Source organism: Streptomyces sp. V4I23, assembly GCF_030817975.1.
Lineage (GTDB): Bacteria > Actinomycetota > Actinomycetes > Streptomycetales > Streptomycetaceae > Streptomyces.
The window spans coordinates 7423155-7441440 of sequence record NZ_JAUSZW010000004.1; the positions used below are offsets into that span (position 1 = coordinate 7423155).

The following is an 18286-nucleotide window of genomic DNA, read 5'->3' on the forward strand; positions in this document are numbered from 1 at the left end:
CCGCGTTGCCGCCGTGTGAACCCGTTGCCGTGCGCCTATCCGGCCGCGCGCACCGGGAAACCTGAACGCCATTCCGCCCGCGGCGTGACAGGATGCCGGTCCGATGACGGACACGACGCACTGCGTGCGATGCGGCGGAACGGTCGCCCCCGACGGATGGTGCTGGGACTGCGGCGCGCGGCAGCCTGCGTTCCGCGCCCATGTGGAGATCACGGTGGCGGGTGTCGCGGCCGGGGTCAGCGACCGGGGCAGCCGCCGCGGCGTCAACGCGGACGCGATGGCGCTGGCGACGACGGGCGCCTGGACCGTCGCCGCCGTGGCCGACGGTGTCTCGATGGCGCCGCGCGCGGAGCGCGCCGCCCGCGTGGCCGCCGAGGCGGGCGTGACAGCGCTGGCCGCGCTGCTGCGGGCGGGCGCCCTGCCGGAAACCGCCCTCGCGGACGCCGCCCGCCGCGCCTATCACGCCGTCACCGCCCTGGCGCAGTCGCCGGACAGCGCGCCCGCCTGCACGTTCGTCGCGGGAGCCGCCGGCCCCGAGGGCATCTGGAGCACCGGCGTCGGCGACAGCCGTGCCTACTGGCTGCCCGACGAGGGGCCCGGCATGGCGCTGACCGAGGACGACACCGGCGAACACGAGGCGCTCTCCGCCTGGTTGGGGGCCGGCGCCGACGAACCGTCACCGTACGTCCGCAGCCATCGGCCCCGGGGACCGGGCCGCCTTCTGCTCTGCACCGACGGCCTGTGGCGCTGCCTGCCCGGAGCGGGCGACCTGCGGGCGGCGCTCGCCCGCCGCCCGCGCGCGTCGGAGTCCGGCGACGAACTCCTGGACGACGCACGCTTCCTGGTCCGCCGCGCCCTCGACGCGGGCGCCCACGACGACATCACGGCACTGCTCCTCCAGCACGGCCGGGCTGCCGAGCCGCCCCTGCCCGGCGGCGTCCGCACCGCCATGGCCCGGCGTACGCCGGGAGAGGCCCGGTAGCCGCGCGGCTCCCCGCCCGCCGCGCCACCGCTCGCCCGGCGTCCGCAGCAGGTACGCAGGTGCCCGGCGGCGTGCGGGTGAAAGAGGACGGCGCGCGCGGTCCCGGCACGGTTGCCGGTCGGTTTTGAGAGTCACGGCACGCGGGAGCATGCTGGGACCAGAGCCGCGAACGGCCCGTGGGTCAGCGGGACCGAGCGGCGCAGGACGAAGTGGTGGCCCCATGGGCATCCGCACGAGCGGCCGGCCGGGTGGCGCCGACGGCGGCGCGTCCCGGCCGCTGACGCCGACCGGACTCCCGCCGGCACCCGCGGCGACCGGTCCCGCAGCAGGCGCCGTCGTGAACGAGCCGGCCCGGGCCGGCTGGACGGACCGGCGCACCGCCACGGCATCACCGCGCCCGCCGGCATCACGGCGCCCGCTGCCGGCATCGTGCCGGGCGACAACACCGTGCCCGCCGACAGCACCAGGCCCGTCCACGACGACAGCGCGGCCCCCCGGCCGGGCGACCCGGTGCCGTTCGACCTCTCGTGCCGGATCAGCTGGGCGGCCCCTCCGGCGACCGCGGCGGCGGCCGCCGCGTTGGCCGAGACGAGACGCCTGCCGCGGTCGAAGAACGCCACAGCGACCGGAAGCTGCTCACGCGGGCTCCTCCTGGTCGCGAGCCTCACCGAATGCTGGGGCACCCGTTACCACGCCACGGGCAAGACGATCTGGGCCGAGCAGACCCTGCCGCATGCATGACGGCCACCGTGCGGGCGGGCCGCCCGAGAACATGCCCGTCGCCCGAGCAGTGCGCAGAATGGGCATGCGGGCTGCCGTCGGAAAGGTTGTGGCATGGGCAGAGCCGATCCCTCAGAGCTCGTGCGCCACGTGCTGCGCGTCCTGCGCTGCCGTGAACCACAGGCTATGGTCGACGCCCTGACCGCCGCGGGCGAAGGGCTCTGGAGTCTCCCGGCCGGACACACACGGCTGTACGTCGGACGGGGGGCCGTGCTCGAGGTGTTCCCCGACCCGCCCGGCGACGAAGCAGTCGAAAAGGCCGCGCGCGAGGTGGTGCACACCGGACGGCCCAGGACGGTCCACGGTGCGGCCGGCCGGACGTCGGTTCTCCCCCTGGCGACGGACGGGCAGGTGCTCGGCGCGCTCTCCGTGGGCATGGAGGACGGCGCCGGGCGGGACGGCGACCGGCCGGACCCCGGCCTCTGGTCCCTGCTCGCCGAGGGGTGCGCCCTCGCGCTCAGGGCCCGCGCCGAGGCGGGGCTCCTCGCCTCGGCGATGGACGCGGCGGAGGCGGGCGTCTTCGCCTGGGACTTCGCCGCGGACGACGTCTACTGGGACGACCGCGCGTGCGCCATCTACGGCGTCGACCCGGCCGAGTTCGACGGCAGGGGCGAAACGTTCTTCGCCCTGCTGCACCCCGAGGACGTGCCGGTGCTGCAGGCCGCGATCGCCCAGGTCACCGAGGCCGCCGTCGCCGCGGCCGAGTCCGGTGACCTGGCCGGTTCCGACCGGTACCACCTGGCCTACCGGGTCGTCCACCGCGACGGCAGCGTGCACCATCTGGCCGAATACGGCCGCGTCCTGGTCGACCACACAGGCCGCCCGTCCCGGGCGCTCGGGTTCGTCTACGAGACCGGGGCCGACTCCGCCGCGGCGTCCGCCGCCCGCGTCTCGCCGGACACCTCCCGCGACGCCTTCCTGTTCACGCTGACCCGTGCCCTGTCCAAGGCGGTCACGGTGCGCGACGTCACCCAGGTCATGACCGATCTGGCGCGCCCCGCCCTCGGCGCCGAGAACCTGGTCCTCGGCATCGCGGAGGACGGCCGCCTGGACATCGTGGGGGAGACCCGTATCGCTCCCGCACTGGAGCACCTGCGCGGACCGGCCCACGCGATGATGGCCTTCGCGGCCACCCAGGACGAGCCGCTGTTCATCGAGGACCTCACGCAGCAGTCCCTGCCGCACATCCCCGGCCTCGCCGTCGCCGGTCCGCTGCCGCCGAGGTCCTGGGTGGTGCTGTCCCTCGGGTCGGCCGACCATGTCACCGGGGCGTGCCTCATCGCCTTCGCCGGACCTCGCCACTTCGACGCAGGCGAACGCACCTTCTACACGGCGGTCGCCGTCATCCTCAGCCAGAGCCTGGAGCGCGCGCAGCTGTTCGACGACGAGCACCAGCGCGCCACCGACCTGCAGGAGGCCATGCTCCCGCGCCACCTGCCCACGCTCTCCGCGCTCAGCGTGCAGTCCCGCTACCTTCCCGGAACCCGCGGCATGCACATCGGCGGGGACTGGTACGACGTCCTGCCCCTCAGCGACGGAACGGCGGCCCTGGTGATCGGTGACGTCCAGGGCCACGACGCCCATGCCTCCGCCGTCATGGGGCAGTTGCGCGTCGCTCTGCGGACCTGCGCCGAAGCGGGCCTCGCACCCGGAACGATCCTGTCCCGGGTCAACCGCGTGCTGTGCGACCTGGAAACCGATCGGTTCGCGACCTGCGCCTACCTCGTCCTCGACCCCGTCGACGGCACGCTGAACGGCGCCCGGGCCGGACACCCCCATCCGATGCGTGTGCGCCCGGGCGCCGTCGACGAGATCCGTCTGGCGGGGGGTCCGCCCCTCGGCGTGGACCCGCGGGCCCACTACCCGACGACGGCGGCGACGCTCGGCGCCGACGAGGCCCTGGTGCTGTTCACCGACGGACTCGTCGAGCGCCGGGACGCCGACATCGACACGTGCGTGCGCCGCATGGCGGACGACATCCGCGGCTGGCTGCGGACGACGGCCCGCGGCGGCGACATGGATCTCGCGGCCCTGGCGGAGTTCCTCACCGGCCAGGACGACCCGGGCCGCATCGACGACGTCGCCCTGCTCGCCGTCCGGCGGACCGCCTAACCTCCGTGGCCGTAGTGCCGGGCCGGGACCGGGACGGGCGCCTGGGACGGCGGAGCGGGCGGGCGCGGGGCGACGAAGTACTCGGCGTCCTTGGGCCGGCTGTCCGGGGAGAGCCGCGGCCGCTGGGCGGGTTCCAGGTGCGGGATGTGCTTGGAGCAGTGCACGTACGCCTCTTCGACGACGAGGTGCACCCACAGGTCGGGGCGGCGCCCGGGCGCCGTGTCGACGGGGAGCCGCGGATACGTCCGCCGCTGCTCCTCGTCGGTGCGCAGCAGCGCCCTGCCGTTGACGTGCAGCCCGATGTGATGGTGGGTGAAGTCGATGAACAGAAGGCCCATGTGCGGATTTTCCGTGACGTTCCCGGCGCTGGCGAGGACACCGTTGCCGCGGTACTCGGGATACGTCAGGGTGCGTTGGTCCAGATCGACGACGAAACCCGGCGGGCCGGCCCGGAAGCTCGCGTCGCACTCTCCGCCGGCGTCGGCCGTGGAGATGAAGACCATGTTCTGCTGGCGTATGAATTCCCGCATCTGGGGCGTGAGCTGGGGTTGTACCTGGCGGCCGTAGAATCCGGCGGCCCGTTCCGCGCTGCCCAGGTGGTTCTGCAGCAGACGCTCGCCGGCGGATCCGAAAGTGCCGCTGTGAGGTGTCACGGGGGGTCGTCCTCTTCCTTGGGGCCTGGTGGAACTGATGGTGCGTGCCGTCGGGTTCATCGCCCGGCGACGGCCGGGCGATGGGGCCACTATGCTGCCCGGCCGAGGCTGTGGGAAGGCGTCGAAGCCGTCGCGCAGTTGTGAAGATCCATTGATCACGCGCCGCGCGGAATGCGGCGCAGGGGTGTCGTCGGCGCTCCGCCGACGACAGACCCGGCCGAACACCGTACCGCGGGCACCGTACGCGTCCGGCGCGCGGCGCCGGTGCCCGGCGACGGAAGGCGGTGGGGGCAAGGGGCTGCGCGGCGTGGGGGTCTCGGGACGGCCCGGCGTTGTGAGGAGGCAGTGGACCGAGGCGGCCGTCGCCGCAGGCCCGACCGCGCACGCGGCGGTCAGCCGAGTTCGAGGCTGGTGACGCCGAACATTCCTGACCGGTCGCCCTCGGGGGCCGGACCGGTGTACATGCGGGCCGTCTCGAAGCCCGGCGCGAGCCCGAGCTGCGGCATCAGGTCCAGGGCCGCGGTGTTGTGGTCGGGGACGTCGACGGCCACGGCCGCGCCGGGAGCGGTCGCCGCGAGCGCGTGGACCAAGGCGGCCGCCACGTCCGCGTCGGCCGCGTAGAGCGGGCCGATGCGCGAGGCGCCGCTGCAGGGGCGGATGACGCCGAGCCCCTGCAACGCGCCGTCCCGCAGCGCGGCCACCGCCGTGCGCCCGGGGAGACCGAGCCAGGCCGCCAGGAACGCGTGCCGTGCCTCGGGGAAGAACCGGCGGTCGTACGCGGCGAGCCGGCCGAAGGGAAGGGAACGGGCGTCGACCAGTTCCACCTTCGCCCGCGTCGCCGCGTCGCCCTGGGGCGGTACACCTTCGAAGCGGACGTTGTTCCAGGCGTGACGGAACCCGGACCGGCGGTAGTTGTCCTGCTGGTCGACGACCCCGTCGAGCCCGACGACCCGTTCGGCCAGACGTTCCGTCCCGGCGCGCCAGAGCTGGATGCCGTAACCCTGACCACGTACTGCGGGGCGGGTGATGTAGAAGCCGATGAACCCGAACCCGGAGCCGTAGCGCACGGCCGAGATGCACCCCACCGGCTCACCGTCGAGGTGCCCGACCAGGAATCCGTGCGGATCGGCGACGGTGAACGCCCAGGGATCGGAGTCGCCCGGATTCCAGCCCTCCTCATCGGCCCAGTCCCTCATCAGCGCGATGTCGAGAGCGCTCGCGTTCCGGATCTCGAATTCCGCCATGGTCCGTCCCTCCGCCGAGCAGCACCGCAGCCGCCGCCCGTGTGCCTCGTCCTCGGTGTCCGACGAGGCGTTTCTAGCAGCCGTGTCGCACGGAACCGATCAGGACAAGCCATTGCGGGCGGTGACGCCCGGCGGAGCCGGAGCCGGGCCTAGCCGACCAGATTCCCGTCGCGCGCCACGACGCGTCCGCCGCGGACGACCATGTCGCGCCGCGGTGTGTCCACCACCACTTGCGGCAGGCACTCGCCGCGTACGAGGACGAAGTCGGCCGGAGCCCCGGGTGCGAAGTCCGCGTGGGCGAGTCCCAGAATGTCCGCGCCGCCGTGGGCGGCCACGCGGTAGCAGTCCGTCAGCTCCTCGTCGAGGCGTACGTCCGTGACCCAGCCCAGCAGGTGCGTGCGGTGGAGCATGTCCGCGTTGCCGAACGGGCTCCACGAGTCGCGCACGCCGTCGGATCCCAGCCCGACGTCCACGCCGTGCTCCCGCAGCCGCGCGACGGGCAGGACCAGAGAGTCGGACGGCGCCACCGTGGTCAGCGACATGTCGAGGTCCCCCATGTCCGAGGCCACCGCGCCCAGTTCACGGTCGCCGAGCCCCGGCAGGCAGAACACGTGGCTGACGGTCACCTTCCCCCGCAGGGACAGCGCCCGCGTCCGGTCGATGATGCCGCGCAGCGCCGTGAGCCCCTTCTCGCCGCGGTCGTGCAGGTGGATGTCGACGCCGACCCCGTGCCGGTCCGCGATGCCGAAGACCAGATCGAGCTGCTCGTCGAGCGCATGGTCGAAGCCGATCGGATCGATGCCGCCGATCAGGTCGACGGCTCCGGTACGCGCCGCCTCCTCGAGCAGCTCCGCCGTACCGGGAGTGCGGATCACGCCGTGCTGCGGGAAGGCGACGATCTGGACGTCGAGCGCGTGCCGCAGACGCTCGCGGGCCGTGCCCACGCCTTCGACACCGGCCAGGTCGTACGCCGGGGCCACGTCCGCGTGGGCACGCATCGCACGGGTGCCCCGGGTCACGGCGTGGGCCATCAGGCCGTACGCGCGTTCCGCGACGGGCCGGCGCCGGCTGCGGAACAGCTCCACGTCCTGGGCGACGTAGTCGGCGAGGCCGTTCGCCGGCTTGCGCGACACCCAGGAGCCGCCCCAGGTCGTCTTGTCGGGGTGGATGTGCGCGTCCACGAGCGAGGGGAGCGCGATGCGGCCGTCGCCGTCGACCACTTCGGCACCGGGCGGCGCGGGCCGGTCGGAGATCCGGCCGTCGACGACCGTCAGGTCCACGGGGGTCTGCGCGCCGAACGGGCGCACGTCCCGGAAGACGACGGCCCTGGAGGGGCGGCCGCCCTGTGGCTGCGCGGCGGGGGCGTGGGCGGCCTGGGCCTGGGACAGCGAGGCGGTGGCGGACAGCGCCGCGGTGGTGCCGGCCATGGCGGCGGCGCCGGCGATCACCCTGCGACGGCTCAGGCCGCTGGCGGATTGCGAGGACGGTGTCATACGGACTCCTTCGGCTTCGGCTTCGGCGGTGGCTGGATCGCGGCGGTGCGGGTGTGGCGGAACGCCGGTGCAGGCGTCGGTAGTGACGGCAGAGGCGGAGCGGGTGCCGGGGGAACGCACGGCGTCGGCGGCCGGCGGTACATGCGCAAGCGGTGGCCAGAGGCGGGCAGGGACCCAACGGCCCTGCCCGCCCCGGCGGTTCACGGCCCGGACCGGGCTCAGAGCGCGATGCCCGCCCGGACGACCCGTACGGGCTTCTTCAGCACCGACACGTCCGCCAGCGGGTCACCGTCCACGACGATCACGTCGCCGGCGAACCCCCGTGCGAGCCGGCCCGCCGTGCGCTCCAGGCCCAGCAGACGGGCAGCGCCGGTCGTGGCCGTACGGATCGCGTCGAGCGCAGGCAGTCCGGCCTCCCGCATCAACTCGACCTCACCGCCCACGGGGTCGACGGTCCCGCCCGCCGAGTCGGTGCCCGCGGCCAGCGGCACACCGAGCTCGTGCGCGGCCAGGACCGCGCGCTTCAGCACCGGCAGGAAGGTGCGGCCGCGCTCGGCGAGCACCGGGTCCGGCGACGTGGCCAGTCCGGCGATGGCGGTGAGTGTGGGAGTGAAGTACGTACCCCGGCGTCGCATCTCGTGCAGGGTGCGCTCGCCGACGAACACGCCGTGCTCCAGGGAGCGGATGCCGGCCGTGACCGCGTCGTGGCAGCCCTTCTCGCTGTAGCTGTGGCACAGGACCCCCTTGCCGCCGCGCCGGGCCGCGGCCACGACGTCGGACAGCTGCTCGTGCGAGTACACCTGCGTCAGCGGATCCTGGTCGGGCAGCCCGGCACGCTCGTTGACGCGTGTCTTGACGACGTCGGCGCCGCGCGCCAGGTTCACCTCGACGACCCGGCGCAGTGCCTCGGCGGAGCGGACGCTGTCCTTCAGACGGACGAGCGGGGTGAGGTCGGGGTCGGCCAGCACCGTGTCGCCGAGGTGCGGTGTGACGAAGACGCCCGCGGCCCGCAGACGGGGCGCCTGGACCGGGGTGTGGCGGGCCAGTTCCCGTACGGCGATGTCCTGGTAGAAGCTGGTCGAACCGCTGCGCGCGCTGGTCACGCCGAGGCGGACCGCGTCACGGGCCTCGGCCGTCGTGCTCAGGTGGATGTGCGCGTCGATCAGGCCGGGCAGGATCCACCGGCCGTGGGCGTCGACGACTTCCGCGCCCTTCGGCACGTCCGTCTCCGCCCGGCCCCCGGCCGCCAGCACCACGCCGTCCCGGATGACGACGACCGCGTCCTCGGTGACCTCGCCGGTCGCCGGGTCGAGCAGCGTGCCGCCGCGGACCACGAGGTCTCCGCCCGCCGCCCTGCCGCCTCCGGCCGAACCGTTCCGGTCGGCCGCCGTCGCCGTCGTCGCTGTCGCGGCGGTGGAGGCGACCGCGACGGTGCCGGCGAGCGCGGCGGCGCCCGCGAGGATCCCGCGGCGGGTCAGTCGGCTGGAGGGCGGCGGTGCGGCGTCGACACACATGGCGGTTCCCTGGGGAGTAGGTACGGTGGATCCCCAGTTTGTATACCAAGCGAATTGCGATGAGCAAGGGTGATGCCGGGAAGCCCAACAGGAGAGCGGTGCGGGCTGGTCTCGCGTGGCAGCGTGGTATACAAATGCCTCAGTGGGAGGTGTCGCCGAAGAGGGAGCGCAGGGCCACCCTCCTGCTGTCGCGCACATGCAGCAGCGTGCTCGCCGCGGCGGCCTCCGCGTCGCCCAGCGAGATGTGGCGGAACATGTCGGCGTGCTGGGCACGCATGTGCGCGGGCTCCTCGCGCATGCCGAACAGCAGTTGGAGCTGCCAGCTCAACTGCTCCATCGTGCGGGCCAGGAGGGGGTTGCCCGACAGCGTCACCACGCCTTCGTGGAACGCCGTGTGCGCGGCCACCTCGCGTTCCCCGGCGTCGTCCGCGGCCGCCTGCTCGGCCTGCCGGAGGGTCGCCTCCAGGGCGGCGAGCCCCTCGGGGTCACCGGCCGCCTCTCGCGCCGCGAGCCGCGACGCCTGGACCGCCAGCGGCTCCCACACCTCGTACAGGTGCTCCACATCGGCACGTTCCAGGCGGCGCACCCGCACCCCGCTGTGCGGCAGCAGCTCGAGCAGGCCCTCGGCGACCAGCGCCCGCAGGGCCTCGCGGACCGGGACGCGCGACATGCTGAGCTCCTCGGCGACCTCGCGCTCGACCAGGCGCGCACCCTGCGGATAACGCCGGTCGACGATGCGCTGCCGGACGGCCTCGCGCGCCTGCGCGCTGAGCGAGGCGGAGGGACGCGAGCCGCCTTCCGTGCCGCCCGAAACGGTCTTCCTGCTCTCCGCCACCTCTACGGCCCTCCACTCGGCATGCCTCGGGTGAGGATATGCGCCGCGCGGCGCCGCTCCGCCGGAGCCGTCCTCGGCACCGCAACTGTCGTGGGTCCGGCCACGCGCCCCGAGCCGGTCCTCAATACCGCGACCGCCATGCTCGACGCGTACGCCGCCGAGGCCTGGCCCGAAGTCGGCGCGGAGTCGCGCGGCCTCGCGGTCGAGGTCATCGTCCGGCTGACGGCCAGTCATATAGTGCAGCCCGGCGCGTCCCCCGAGGAATCCGCCCGGCGCATCGCCGAGATCACGGTCCGCACCGCCCGGTACGCCCGCCCCGGCGGCGCCCGGGATGAGCGGGACCGCCCTGCCGACGAGGGCTTGGGCACGCAGGGTCACTCTTACGCGCCGCCGTTTCGGCGGGCGTCACCTCGTGGACTCGGGGTAGTCAGGAGACCGGCACGCCGTGTCCGGCCGACCGCCCGGTGCGCGCCGTGCTCCGCCCCGCCCGACACGGAAGGGTTTCCATGGCGACGCCGACCGAGCAGACCGTCACACCGGTTCCGGTTCCCCACCGCGGACGAGGCCAGGCGGTGATCTCGTGGATCACCACCACCGACCACAAGAGGATCGGCCACCTGTACCTGATCGCGTCGTTCCTTTTCTTCGTCATCGGCGGTGTGATGGCGCTGCTGCTCCGTGCGGAGCTGGCACGGCCGGGCCTCCAGATCATCAGCAGCGAGCAGTACAACCAGACGTTCACCCTGCACGGCACGATCATGCTGCTGCTCTTCGCCACCCCCACGTTCGCGGGATTCGCCAACGCCGTCATGCCGCTGCAGATCGGCTCGCCCGACGTCGCGTTCCCCCGGCTGAACATGCTGTCCTTCTGGCTGTTCCTCTTCGGCGGTCTCATCGTGGTGAGCAGCCTGCTGACACCGCAGGGGGCGGCGGATTTCGGCTGGACCGCCTATACGCCGCTCAGCGGCGGCGAGCGCACCCCGTTCGTCGGCGGGGACCTGTGGATCATGGGGCTCGCGCTGGCCGGGTTCGGCACGATCCTCGGCGCGGTCAACTTCGTCACCACGATCATCTGCCTGCGGGGCCCGGGCATGACGATGTTCCGGATGCCGATCTTCACCTGGAACGTGCTGTTCACCTCGGTGCTGGTCCTGATGGCGTTCCCGGTCCTCGCGGCCGCCCTGCTGGTCCTGGAGGCGGACCGCCGCTTCGGCGCCCAGGTGTTCAACCCGGGGAACGGCGGGGCACTGCTGTGGCAGCACCTGTTCTGGTTCTTCGGCCATCCCGAGGTCTACATCATCGCGCTGCCGTTCTTCGGCATCATCACCGAGATCATCCCGGTGTTCTCGCGCAAACCGATCTTCGGCTATGTCGGGCTCGTCGGCGCCACCATCGCCATCACCGGTCTGTCCGTGGTGGTGTGGGCGCACCACATGTTCGCGACCGGTGCCGTGCTGCTGCCGTTCTTCTCCTTCATGACCTTCCTCATCGCCGTGCCGACCGGTGTGAAGTTCTTCAACTGGATCGGCACGATGTGGACCGGCTCGCTGTCCTTCGAGACGCCGATGCTGTGGTCGATGGGCTTTCTCGTGACCTTCCTCTTCGGCGGCCTGACCGGCATCGTCCTCGCGTCGCCGCCGATGGACTTCCATGTCACCGATACCTATTTCGTCGTGGCCCACTTCCACTATGTCGTCTTCGGGACGGTCGTCTTCGCGATGTTCGCCGGCTTCTACTTCTGGTGGCCCAAGATGACCGGCACCCTGCTCGACGAGCGCCTCGGGAAGATCCATTTCTGGACCCTGTTCGTCGGCTTCCACACCACGTTTCTCGTGCAGCACTGGCTCGGCGCCGAGGGTATGCCTCGCCGCTACGCCGACTACCTCGCGGCCGACGGCTTCACCGCGCTCAACACCGTCTCCTCCATCGGCGCCTTTCTGCTGGGCATCTCGACACTGCCGTTCTTCTACAACGTGTGGAAGACCGCGAAGGCGAACGAGCGCGTGGACGTCGACGACCCCTGGGGCTACGGGCGCTCCCTCGAATGGGCTACCTCCTGCCCTCCGCCCCGCCACAACTTCACCACACTGCCGAAGATCCGCTCGGAATCGCCCGCCTTCGACCTGCACCACCCCGGGCTCGCGCAGCTCGACGAAGCCCGCTCACGCGGCCGCCGCGACGCCGTGGAGCCGGGCAAGGGCGTCGCGAGGCCGGCGGGGGAGGGGGACCGGGGCTGACAGGGCCCTGCCCGCCCGGACCGGCGCGGGTCGCCGCCGCCAAGAGGCGGTCCTAGACTGAAACGCGGGTGTCCTGCGACGTCATGGGAGGCTCGCGTGACTGCCGGAGCCACGAGTGCGCGCCCCAGCAAGGCGGGCGCGCCGCGATACCTCCCCATCGCCGAGCACGGGCTCATCGGCGACCTGCGCAGCGCGGCGCTCATCGGCACGAACGGCACCATCGACTGGTACTGCTGTGGACGCTTCGACGCGCCCAGTGTCTTCGCCTCGATCCTGGACGCCGACCGCGGCGGCTCGTTCGCCCTCGCCCCGGACGTGCCGGTCCGCACGAAGCAGTTCTACTTCCCCGACACCAACATTCTCATCACCCGCTTCTACGCGGACGACGGCGTCGGCGAGATCCAGGACTTCATGCCCGTCGTCGACGACTCGCGCGAGGCCGACCGGCACCGCCTGATCCGCCGCGTGCTCGTCGTCCGCGGATCGCTGCCCTTCACCGCGCGGGTGGCGCCCCGGTTCGACTACGGCCGGCAGAGCCACTCGGTCAGCACCCGGCAGGGCCAGACGGTCTTCGACTGCGCGGATCTCTCGCTCGCCCTGACGTCCACCGTGCCGGTCGAGATCGACGGCCCGGACGTCCGCTCCTCGTTCAAACTCCTCGAAGGCGAGTCCGCGGTCTTCGCGCTCGACCGGATCGGCGGCAGGGTCGAGCCGCGGTCCTGCGCCCTCACCGAGGCGGAGGACCTGTTCGACGCCACCGTCCGGTACTGGCGCCGCTGGCTGTCCGGGTCCCTCTACCGCGGCCGCTGGCGGGAGATGGTGCACCGCTCCGCGCTCACCCTCAAGCTGCTCACCTACGCGCCCACCGGTGCCATCGTGGCCGCGCCGACGACCAGCCTGCCGGAACAGATCGGCGGCGAGCGCAACTGGGACTACCGGTACGTGTGGGTCCGCGACGCCGCCTTCTGCATCTACGCCCTCCTCAGACTGGGCTTCACCGACGAGGCCGAAGCGTTCGTCAACTTCCTCTCCGAGAAGGCCCTCGCCCCGGCCGGGCCGGACTGCCGGCTGCAGATCATGTACGGCATCGACGGCCGCCACGAGCTCCCCGAGGAGGAACTTCCCCACCTCGAAGGCCACTTGGGCTCGGCCCCGGTCCGTATCGGCAACGCCGCCGTCGGCCAGCTCCAACTGGACATCTACGGCGCGCTCATCGACTGCCTGTACCTCTACGACAAGTGGGGACAGCCGCTCTCCAGCGGACACTGGGACACCGTCGTGGAGCTGGTCGACTGGGTCTGCGAGAACTGGGACCAGCCCGACGAGGGGGTGTGGGAGACCCGCGGCGGCCGCAAGAGGTTCCTGTACTCGCAGCTGATGTGCTGGGTCGCGATCGAACGCGCGATGAGGGTCGCCAGGCGCCGCGGCCTGCCGGCCGACATGATCCGCTGGGGCGGCGTGCGCGACACGATCTACCGGCGGATCATGCAGCGCGGCTGGTCCGCCGAGCGCAAGGCGTTCGTCCAGCACGAGGACGAGGACGTCCTCGACGCGGCCGTCCTGATGATGCCGCTGGCCAAGTTCATCTCCCCGACGGACCCCAAATGGCTGTCCACCCTCGACGCGCTCGGCGAGGGCCTGGTGTCCGACTCCCTGGTCTACCGCTACGACCCGCAGGCCAGCCCGGACGGACTGCGGGGCGAGGAAGGCACGTTCTCGATCTGCTCCTTCTGGTACGTCGAGGCGCTCGCCCGCGCCGGGCGCCTGGACGAGGCCCGGCTCGCCTTCGAGAAGATGCTCACCTACGCCAACCACCTCGGCCTGTACGCCGAGGAGATCGGCCGCACCGGCGAGCAGACCGGCAACTTCCCGCAGGCGTTCACCCATCTGGCGCTCATCAGCGCCGCGTTCAACCTCGACCGGGCCCTGGGCTGATGCGCACGGCTCGCGGCAACGACGATCCACTCGACGCGGGGAACACGGCCGGACTCGTGGTGGACGGCACCGGAACCGTCCTCGGCTGCACACCGGCGGCCGAAACGCTCCTGAACCGCCCGGCCGATGACCTGTCGGGCCGTCGGGTCCGCGAGCTGCTGGCCGACCCCGCCTGCTGGCCGGACGTCCTCGCCCAGCGCGACGGCCCGGTCTGGGAAGGCAGCGCCGTGGTGCGCAAGGGCGGGGGAGAGGAGGCGGAGGTGCTGTTCCGCGTGCTTCCCCTCGACCCGGGACGGACCGGCAGGCACGACGCCCGCCTCCTCGTCCTCGGCGCGCCCAGATCCATGCTGGCGAAATGGCGCCAGGCCCACGCCTTCCTGGAGGAGCTGTTCCTCCAGGACCGCGTCGGGCTCGCGATGTTCGACACGGATCTGCGGCTGGAGAGGACGAACACGCACCTCCTCCCGTACACGGGCGTGCCCGACGACCTGCGCGGACTGCGGCTCGCCGCCTTCCTTCAGGACGAGGACGCGCGGAGCATCGACGGCGTGCTGCGGCAGGTGCTCACCACCGGGACCCCGCAGGTCGGGACGGAGATCCTCGTCCGGACCCGCGTGGACCCCGGGGCGGGCCGCATCGTGGCCCTGTCCGCGTTCCGCCTCCAGGACCCGCAGGGCCGGGTCATGGGCGTCACGGCCCTGTTCGTCGACGTGACGGAGCAGCGGCGGGCACGCGAACGGCTCGACCTGCTGCACCGGGCCACCGCCGTCGTCGGCAACTCCCTCTCGCTCGCGGAGACGACCGGCGACCTGGTGGACGTCCTCGTTCCGGCCCTGGCCGACGCGGCGGCCGTCGACATCGCCGAGTCCGTGTTCGCGCACGAGGAACCGGAGGGGCACGAGGACGGGCGGCACCTGCTGCGCCGGGCGGCCGTGACCGGGCCGGGAGGAGATTCCCTGCGGGTCGGCGCCCCCGTGTCCGCCGACAGGCCCCGGCCGGCCGCCCGCGGAGCCGCCGCGGGCGCGCGGACCGGGACCGCGGCCGACGCGCCGCCGTCCGGCCCCCCGGGCGCCCACTCCGGGATGAGTGCACTGCTCAGGGCCAGAGGGCGGCTCCTGGGGCAGGTCACGGTGTGGCGCACCGGCCCGCGCACCCCCTTCGAGAAGGACGACCTGGCCCTGCTCGAGGAGATCGCCTCCCGTGCCGCACTCGTCGTGGACAACGCACGCCGCTACGCGCGCGAGCGTCACGCGGCCGTGAGCCTCCAGCGCAGCCTGCTGCCACCGACGACAGCCGACACCGTCGCCGTCCAGAGCGCCAGCGTCTACCTGCCCACGGACACCGCGACCGGCGTCAGCGGCGACTGGTTCGACGTCATCCCGCTGTCCTCGGCACGGGTCGCCCTCGTCGTCGGCGACGTGGTCGGCCACGGTCTGCAGGCCACGGCCACGATGGGACGCCTGCGCACCGCCGTACGCACGCTGGCCGACCTCGATCTCGAACCCGACGAACTGCTCGCCCACCTCGACGACCTCGTCTCCCAGCTCACGGACGAGACCGCCGACGCGGCCGGCGCGCACGACCGCGGTCCGCGCACGGCTTACGACTCGTACGGCGCGACCTGCCTGTACATGACGTACGACCCCGTGACCCGGCACTGCGTCGCGGCCAGCGCCGGGCACCCCCCGCCCGCCCTGCTGCGCCCCGACGGGAGCGTCGGCTATCTGGACGTCAGCCCGGGACCGCCGCTGGGAGTCGGCGGCCTGCCGTTCGAGCCCCTGGAGACAGAGGTCGAGGAGAACAGCGTCCTCGCCCTGTACACCGACGGCCTGGTCGAGCGGGGCCGGGCCGACCTCGACGAGGGGATGGCGACCCTCGCCTCCCTGCTGACACGCGCGGGCGCCCCCGGCCGCCCGCTCCAGGAAGCCGGCCGGCAGATCGTGTCCCGCCTCGCCCCGCGCCCCCTGTCGGACGACGTGACGCTGCTGCTGGCCCGTACGCGCGTGATCGCCCCGGACGACTGCGCGACATGGCGGCTGGAAGCCGACCCAGCGGTGGTCGCGCACGCGCGCACCCTGGTGGTGCGGCAGCTGTCCCACTGGGGCCTGGACGAACTCTCCTTCACCACCGAACTCGTGGCGAGCGAACTGGTCACCAACGCCATCCGCTACGCGGGCGGCGGCTCCGTCGAGCTCCGGCTCATCCGGGCCGGGGCACTGATCTGCGAGGTCTCCGACGCGAGCAGCACCCAGCCCAGGATGCGGCGGGCACGGGCCACCGAGGAAGGCGGACGCGGCCTCTTCCTGATCGCGCAGCTCACCGAGCGCTGGGGGAGCCGGTACACACGCCACGGCAAGACCATCTGGACCCAGCAGCCGCTGCCCGGTCCGTGAGGGCGGCGCGGAGCGGGTCCGCTACATGTTGATCATGTGGCCGGCCAGGCCGTGGACCGCTTCCTTCACCGCCTCGCCCAGGGTCGGGTGGGCATGCACGTTACGGGCCACCTCGTGCACCGTCAGGTCCCACTGCTGCGCCAGGGTCAGTTCCGGCAGCAGTTCGGTGACCTCGGGGCCGATGAGGTGGGCCCCCAGCAGTTCGCCGTGCCGGCCGTCGCTGAGGATCTTCACGAAACCGGCGGCGTCGCCGAGGCCGTGGGCCTTGCCGTTGGCGGTGAAGGGGAACTTCTGCACCCGCACGTCGAAGCCGCGTTCGCGCGCCTGCGTCTCGGTCCAGCCGAAGCTGGCGATCTGCGGCTGGCAGTAGGTGGCGCGGGGGATCATCGTGTAGTCGAGTTCCATGGTCTCCGCGTCCGCGATGGTCTCGGCGGCGACGATGCCCATGGCCTCGGCGGCGTGCGCGAGCATCAGCTTCGCCGTGACGTCACCGATCGCGAAGATGTGGGGAACGCTCGTGCGGCAGCGGCCGTCCACATCGACCGCCCCGCGATCGGTCAGCCGCACACCGGTGTTCTCCAGGCCGTAACCGGTCACCCGCGGCTGGAACCCGATGGCCTGCAGCACCTTGTCGGCCTCGAGCACCTGGCGCTGCCCGCCCGTCGTCACATGCACCCGCACCTGCGGCCCCGAATCGTCGATCGCCTCGACCCGCGTCGACGTCAGGACGTTGACACCCAGCTTGCGGTACCGGCGGGCCAGTTCCGCCGAGACCTCCTCGTCCTCCAGCGGGACCACCCGGTCGAGGAACTCCACGAGCGTCACCTGCACGCCGTAGTTGTGCAGCACGTACGCGAACTCGACGCCGATCGCGCCGGCTCCGGCGATGATGACGCTGCCGGGCAGCCGGTCGCTGAGGATCTGCTCCTCGTACGTGACGACGCGTTCGCTCAGGCTCGTGCCCGGCAGCAGGCGCGTCGTGGCCCCGGTGGCGAGGACGCAGTGGTCGAAGTCGATGCTCTGTTCCGTGCCGTCGGCGGCCCGGACCAGCAGGGTGTGCGCGTCGGTGAAGACGCCCGTCCCGTCGTACTCGGTGACGGCGTTCTTCTTCATGAGGTAGTGCACACCGCGGACGCGTCCCTCGGCCACCTTCCGGCTGCGCAGGAACGCCTCCCCGTAGTCGAAGCCGACCTGACCCTCGATACGGATCCCGAAGGTCTTCGCCTCGTGCGTGAACAGATGGGCCAACTCGGCATTGCGCAGCAGCGCCTTGGAGGGGATGCACCCCACGTTCAGGCACACGCCTCCCCAGTACCGCTCCTCGACCACCGCCACCGACATGCCGAGCTGGGCGCATCGGACAGCAGCGGTGTAGCCGCCGGGGCCGGCGCCGAGGACCACGACATCGAAGTGTGCACTCATGCCGGCACGATAGGCGTCCGGCCCTTGGCGAGCGGGGCAATCCCCGGACGACATGGGCGGAATGCACCGGGCGGACCAGAGGCGCGGGACCGCACGGCCTTGCCGAGCGGAGGGGGTCCCGGTGCGGAGACCGGGACCCCGTGCCGTCACCGGCCGCAGACCGGTGGCGCGTGCCGGATGTCGATCACGAAGCGCTCCGGCGAGTGGAGGACGCGGGTCGTGTAGGTGGGCTTGGTCGTGAACGCGGCTCCCAAGGTGACCACTCCTTCGAAGTCGCCGGTGAGGGCGAGGCCCTTCAGGGAGGGAAGCCAGATCTTGGTGAGCTTGGGGCCCTTGTAGACGGACCTGCCGTTGTCGTCGTGTGCGGCGGCCGGCGAGAGCCTGATCTCCAGGAAGTGCTTTCCGGCGAGCGGGACCTCGGTCCCGAGGCCGTCGTAGTGCAGCTTCTTCACCGCCTGAACGGTGACGGGCGGCACCTTGCCGCGGATGTCGATGACGATCCGGTCGAAGGAGCTGTGGCCGCCCCAGCGTGCGTTGGTGACGAGGGCCGTCGCCGGAGCCCGGGAGGGTGCGGCGGACTGCGAGGCGGAGGCGGGGATCGTCGATCCGATCCCGGCGGTGAGGAGGATGGCCGCAGCGGCGGCCGCGAGCCGTGACTGGTGGTGCATGGTGTCCCCCGTTTCTTC

General features: G+C 72.5%; 14 protein-coding genes. 7 read left to right on the plus strand and 7 right to left on the minus strand.

Features of this window, described 5'->3' with window-relative positions; genetic code table 11:
- Positions 1–103 precede the first annotated feature (103 nt).
- The 3 genes from QFZ82_RS36120 (at position 104) to QFZ82_RS36130 (ending at position 3874) form a co-directional block, all read left to right on the plus strand.
- Positions 104–982, plus strand: a complete 879-nt coding sequence (locus tag QFZ82_RS36120) for a PP2C family serine/threonine-protein phosphatase (RefSeq protein WP_307717142.1) — start codon at positions 104–106, stop codon at positions 980–982.
- 429 nt (positions 983–1411) lie between these two features.
- Positions 1412–1723: a hypothetical protein gene (locus QFZ82_RS36125; protein ID WP_307717143.1), complete on the plus strand. Its 312-nt coding sequence runs from the start codon at positions 1412–1414 to the stop codon at positions 1721–1723.
- 93 nt (positions 1724–1816) lie between these two features.
- Complete coding sequence (locus QFZ82_RS36130) at positions 1817–3874, plus strand: SpoIIE family protein phosphatase (protein ID WP_307717144.1); 2058 nt, start codon at positions 1817–1819, stop codon at positions 3872–3874.
- On the opposite strand, the gene QFZ82_RS36135 is transcribed toward QFZ82_RS36130, so the two are convergent.
- The 5 genes from QFZ82_RS36135 to QFZ82_RS36155 all read right to left on the minus strand — a co-directional run bounded on the left by QFZ82_RS36135 (position 3871) and on the right by QFZ82_RS36155 (position 9613).
- Positions 3871–4527 carry a pyridoxamine 5'-phosphate oxidase family protein gene (locus tag QFZ82_RS36135; RefSeq protein WP_307717145.1) on the minus strand — a complete coding sequence of 219 codons (657 nt, stop codon included), beginning with the start codon at positions 4525–4527 and terminating at the stop codon, positions 3871–3873. The two genes, QFZ82_RS36130 and QFZ82_RS36135, sit on opposite strands and share 4 nt — an antisense overlap.
- Before the next feature lie 392 nt (positions 4528–4919).
- The gene (locus QFZ82_RS36140; protein WP_307717146.1) at positions 4920–5771 is read right to left on the minus strand and encodes a GNAT family N-acetyltransferase; all 852 of its coding nucleotides are present in this window, start codon (positions 5769–5771) and stop codon (positions 4920–4922) included.
- A gap of 149 nt (positions 5772–5920) precedes the next feature.
- Complete coding sequence (locus QFZ82_RS36145; RefSeq protein ID WP_307717147.1) at positions 5921–7264, minus strand: amidohydrolase family protein; 1344 nt, start codon at positions 7262–7264, stop codon at positions 5921–5923.
- A gap of 218 nt (positions 7265–7482) precedes the next feature.
- Positions 7483–8778, minus strand: a complete 1296-nt coding sequence (locus QFZ82_RS36150) for an amidohydrolase family protein (RefSeq protein ID WP_307717148.1) — start codon at positions 8776–8778, stop codon at positions 7483–7485.
- Positions 8779–8917: 139 nt separating this feature from the next.
- On the minus strand, positions 8918–9613 hold the full coding sequence (locus QFZ82_RS36155) for a GntR family transcriptional regulator (RefSeq protein WP_307717149.1): 696 nt from the start codon (positions 9611–9613) through the stop codon (positions 8918–8920).
- Positions 9614–9634: 21 nt separating this feature from the next.
- Between QFZ82_RS36155 and QFZ82_RS39885 the strand changes: the two genes are divergently transcribed.
- The 4 genes from QFZ82_RS39885 (at position 9635) to QFZ82_RS36175 (ending at position 16178) form a co-directional block, all read left to right on the plus strand.
- Positions 9635–10189, plus strand: coding sequence for a hypothetical protein (locus QFZ82_RS39885; RefSeq protein ID WP_373429372.1), 555 nt, complete (start codon positions 9635–9637; stop codon positions 10187–10189).
- Positions 10120–11850 (plus strand): cytochrome c oxidase subunit I, encoded by a 1731-nt coding sequence (gene ctaD, locus QFZ82_RS36165; protein WP_307717150.1) that lies wholly within the window; start codon positions 10120–10122, stop codon positions 11848–11850. The genes QFZ82_RS39885 and ctaD overlap by 70 nt, the downstream gene beginning before the upstream one ends.
- Before the next feature lie 96 nt (positions 11851–11946).
- Positions 11947–13785, plus strand: coding sequence for a glycoside hydrolase family 15 protein (locus tag QFZ82_RS36170; RefSeq protein ID WP_307717151.1), 1839 nt, complete (start codon positions 11947–11949; stop codon positions 13783–13785).
- Complete coding sequence (locus QFZ82_RS36175; protein WP_307717152.1) at positions 13785–16178, plus strand: SpoIIE family protein phosphatase; 2394 nt, start codon at positions 13785–13787, stop codon at positions 16176–16178. The genes QFZ82_RS36170 and QFZ82_RS36175 overlap by 1 nt, the downstream gene beginning before the upstream one ends.
- A gap of 21 nt (positions 16179–16199) precedes the next feature.
- Here QFZ82_RS36175 and lpdA read toward each other — a convergent pair whose 3' ends face one another.
- Together lpdA and QFZ82_RS36185 are read right to left on the minus strand one after the other, a co-directional pair.
- Positions 16200–17600: a dihydrolipoyl dehydrogenase gene (gene lpdA / locus QFZ82_RS36180; RefSeq protein ID WP_307717153.1), complete on the minus strand. Its 1401-nt coding sequence runs from the start codon at positions 17598–17600 to the stop codon at positions 16200–16202.
- Positions 17601–17746: 146 nt separating this feature from the next.
- The gene (locus tag QFZ82_RS36185; RefSeq protein ID WP_307717154.1) at positions 17747–18268 is read right to left on the minus strand and encodes a hypothetical protein; all 522 of its coding nucleotides are present in this window, start codon (positions 18266–18268) and stop codon (positions 17747–17749) included.
- Positions 18269–18286: the final 18 nt, after the last annotated feature.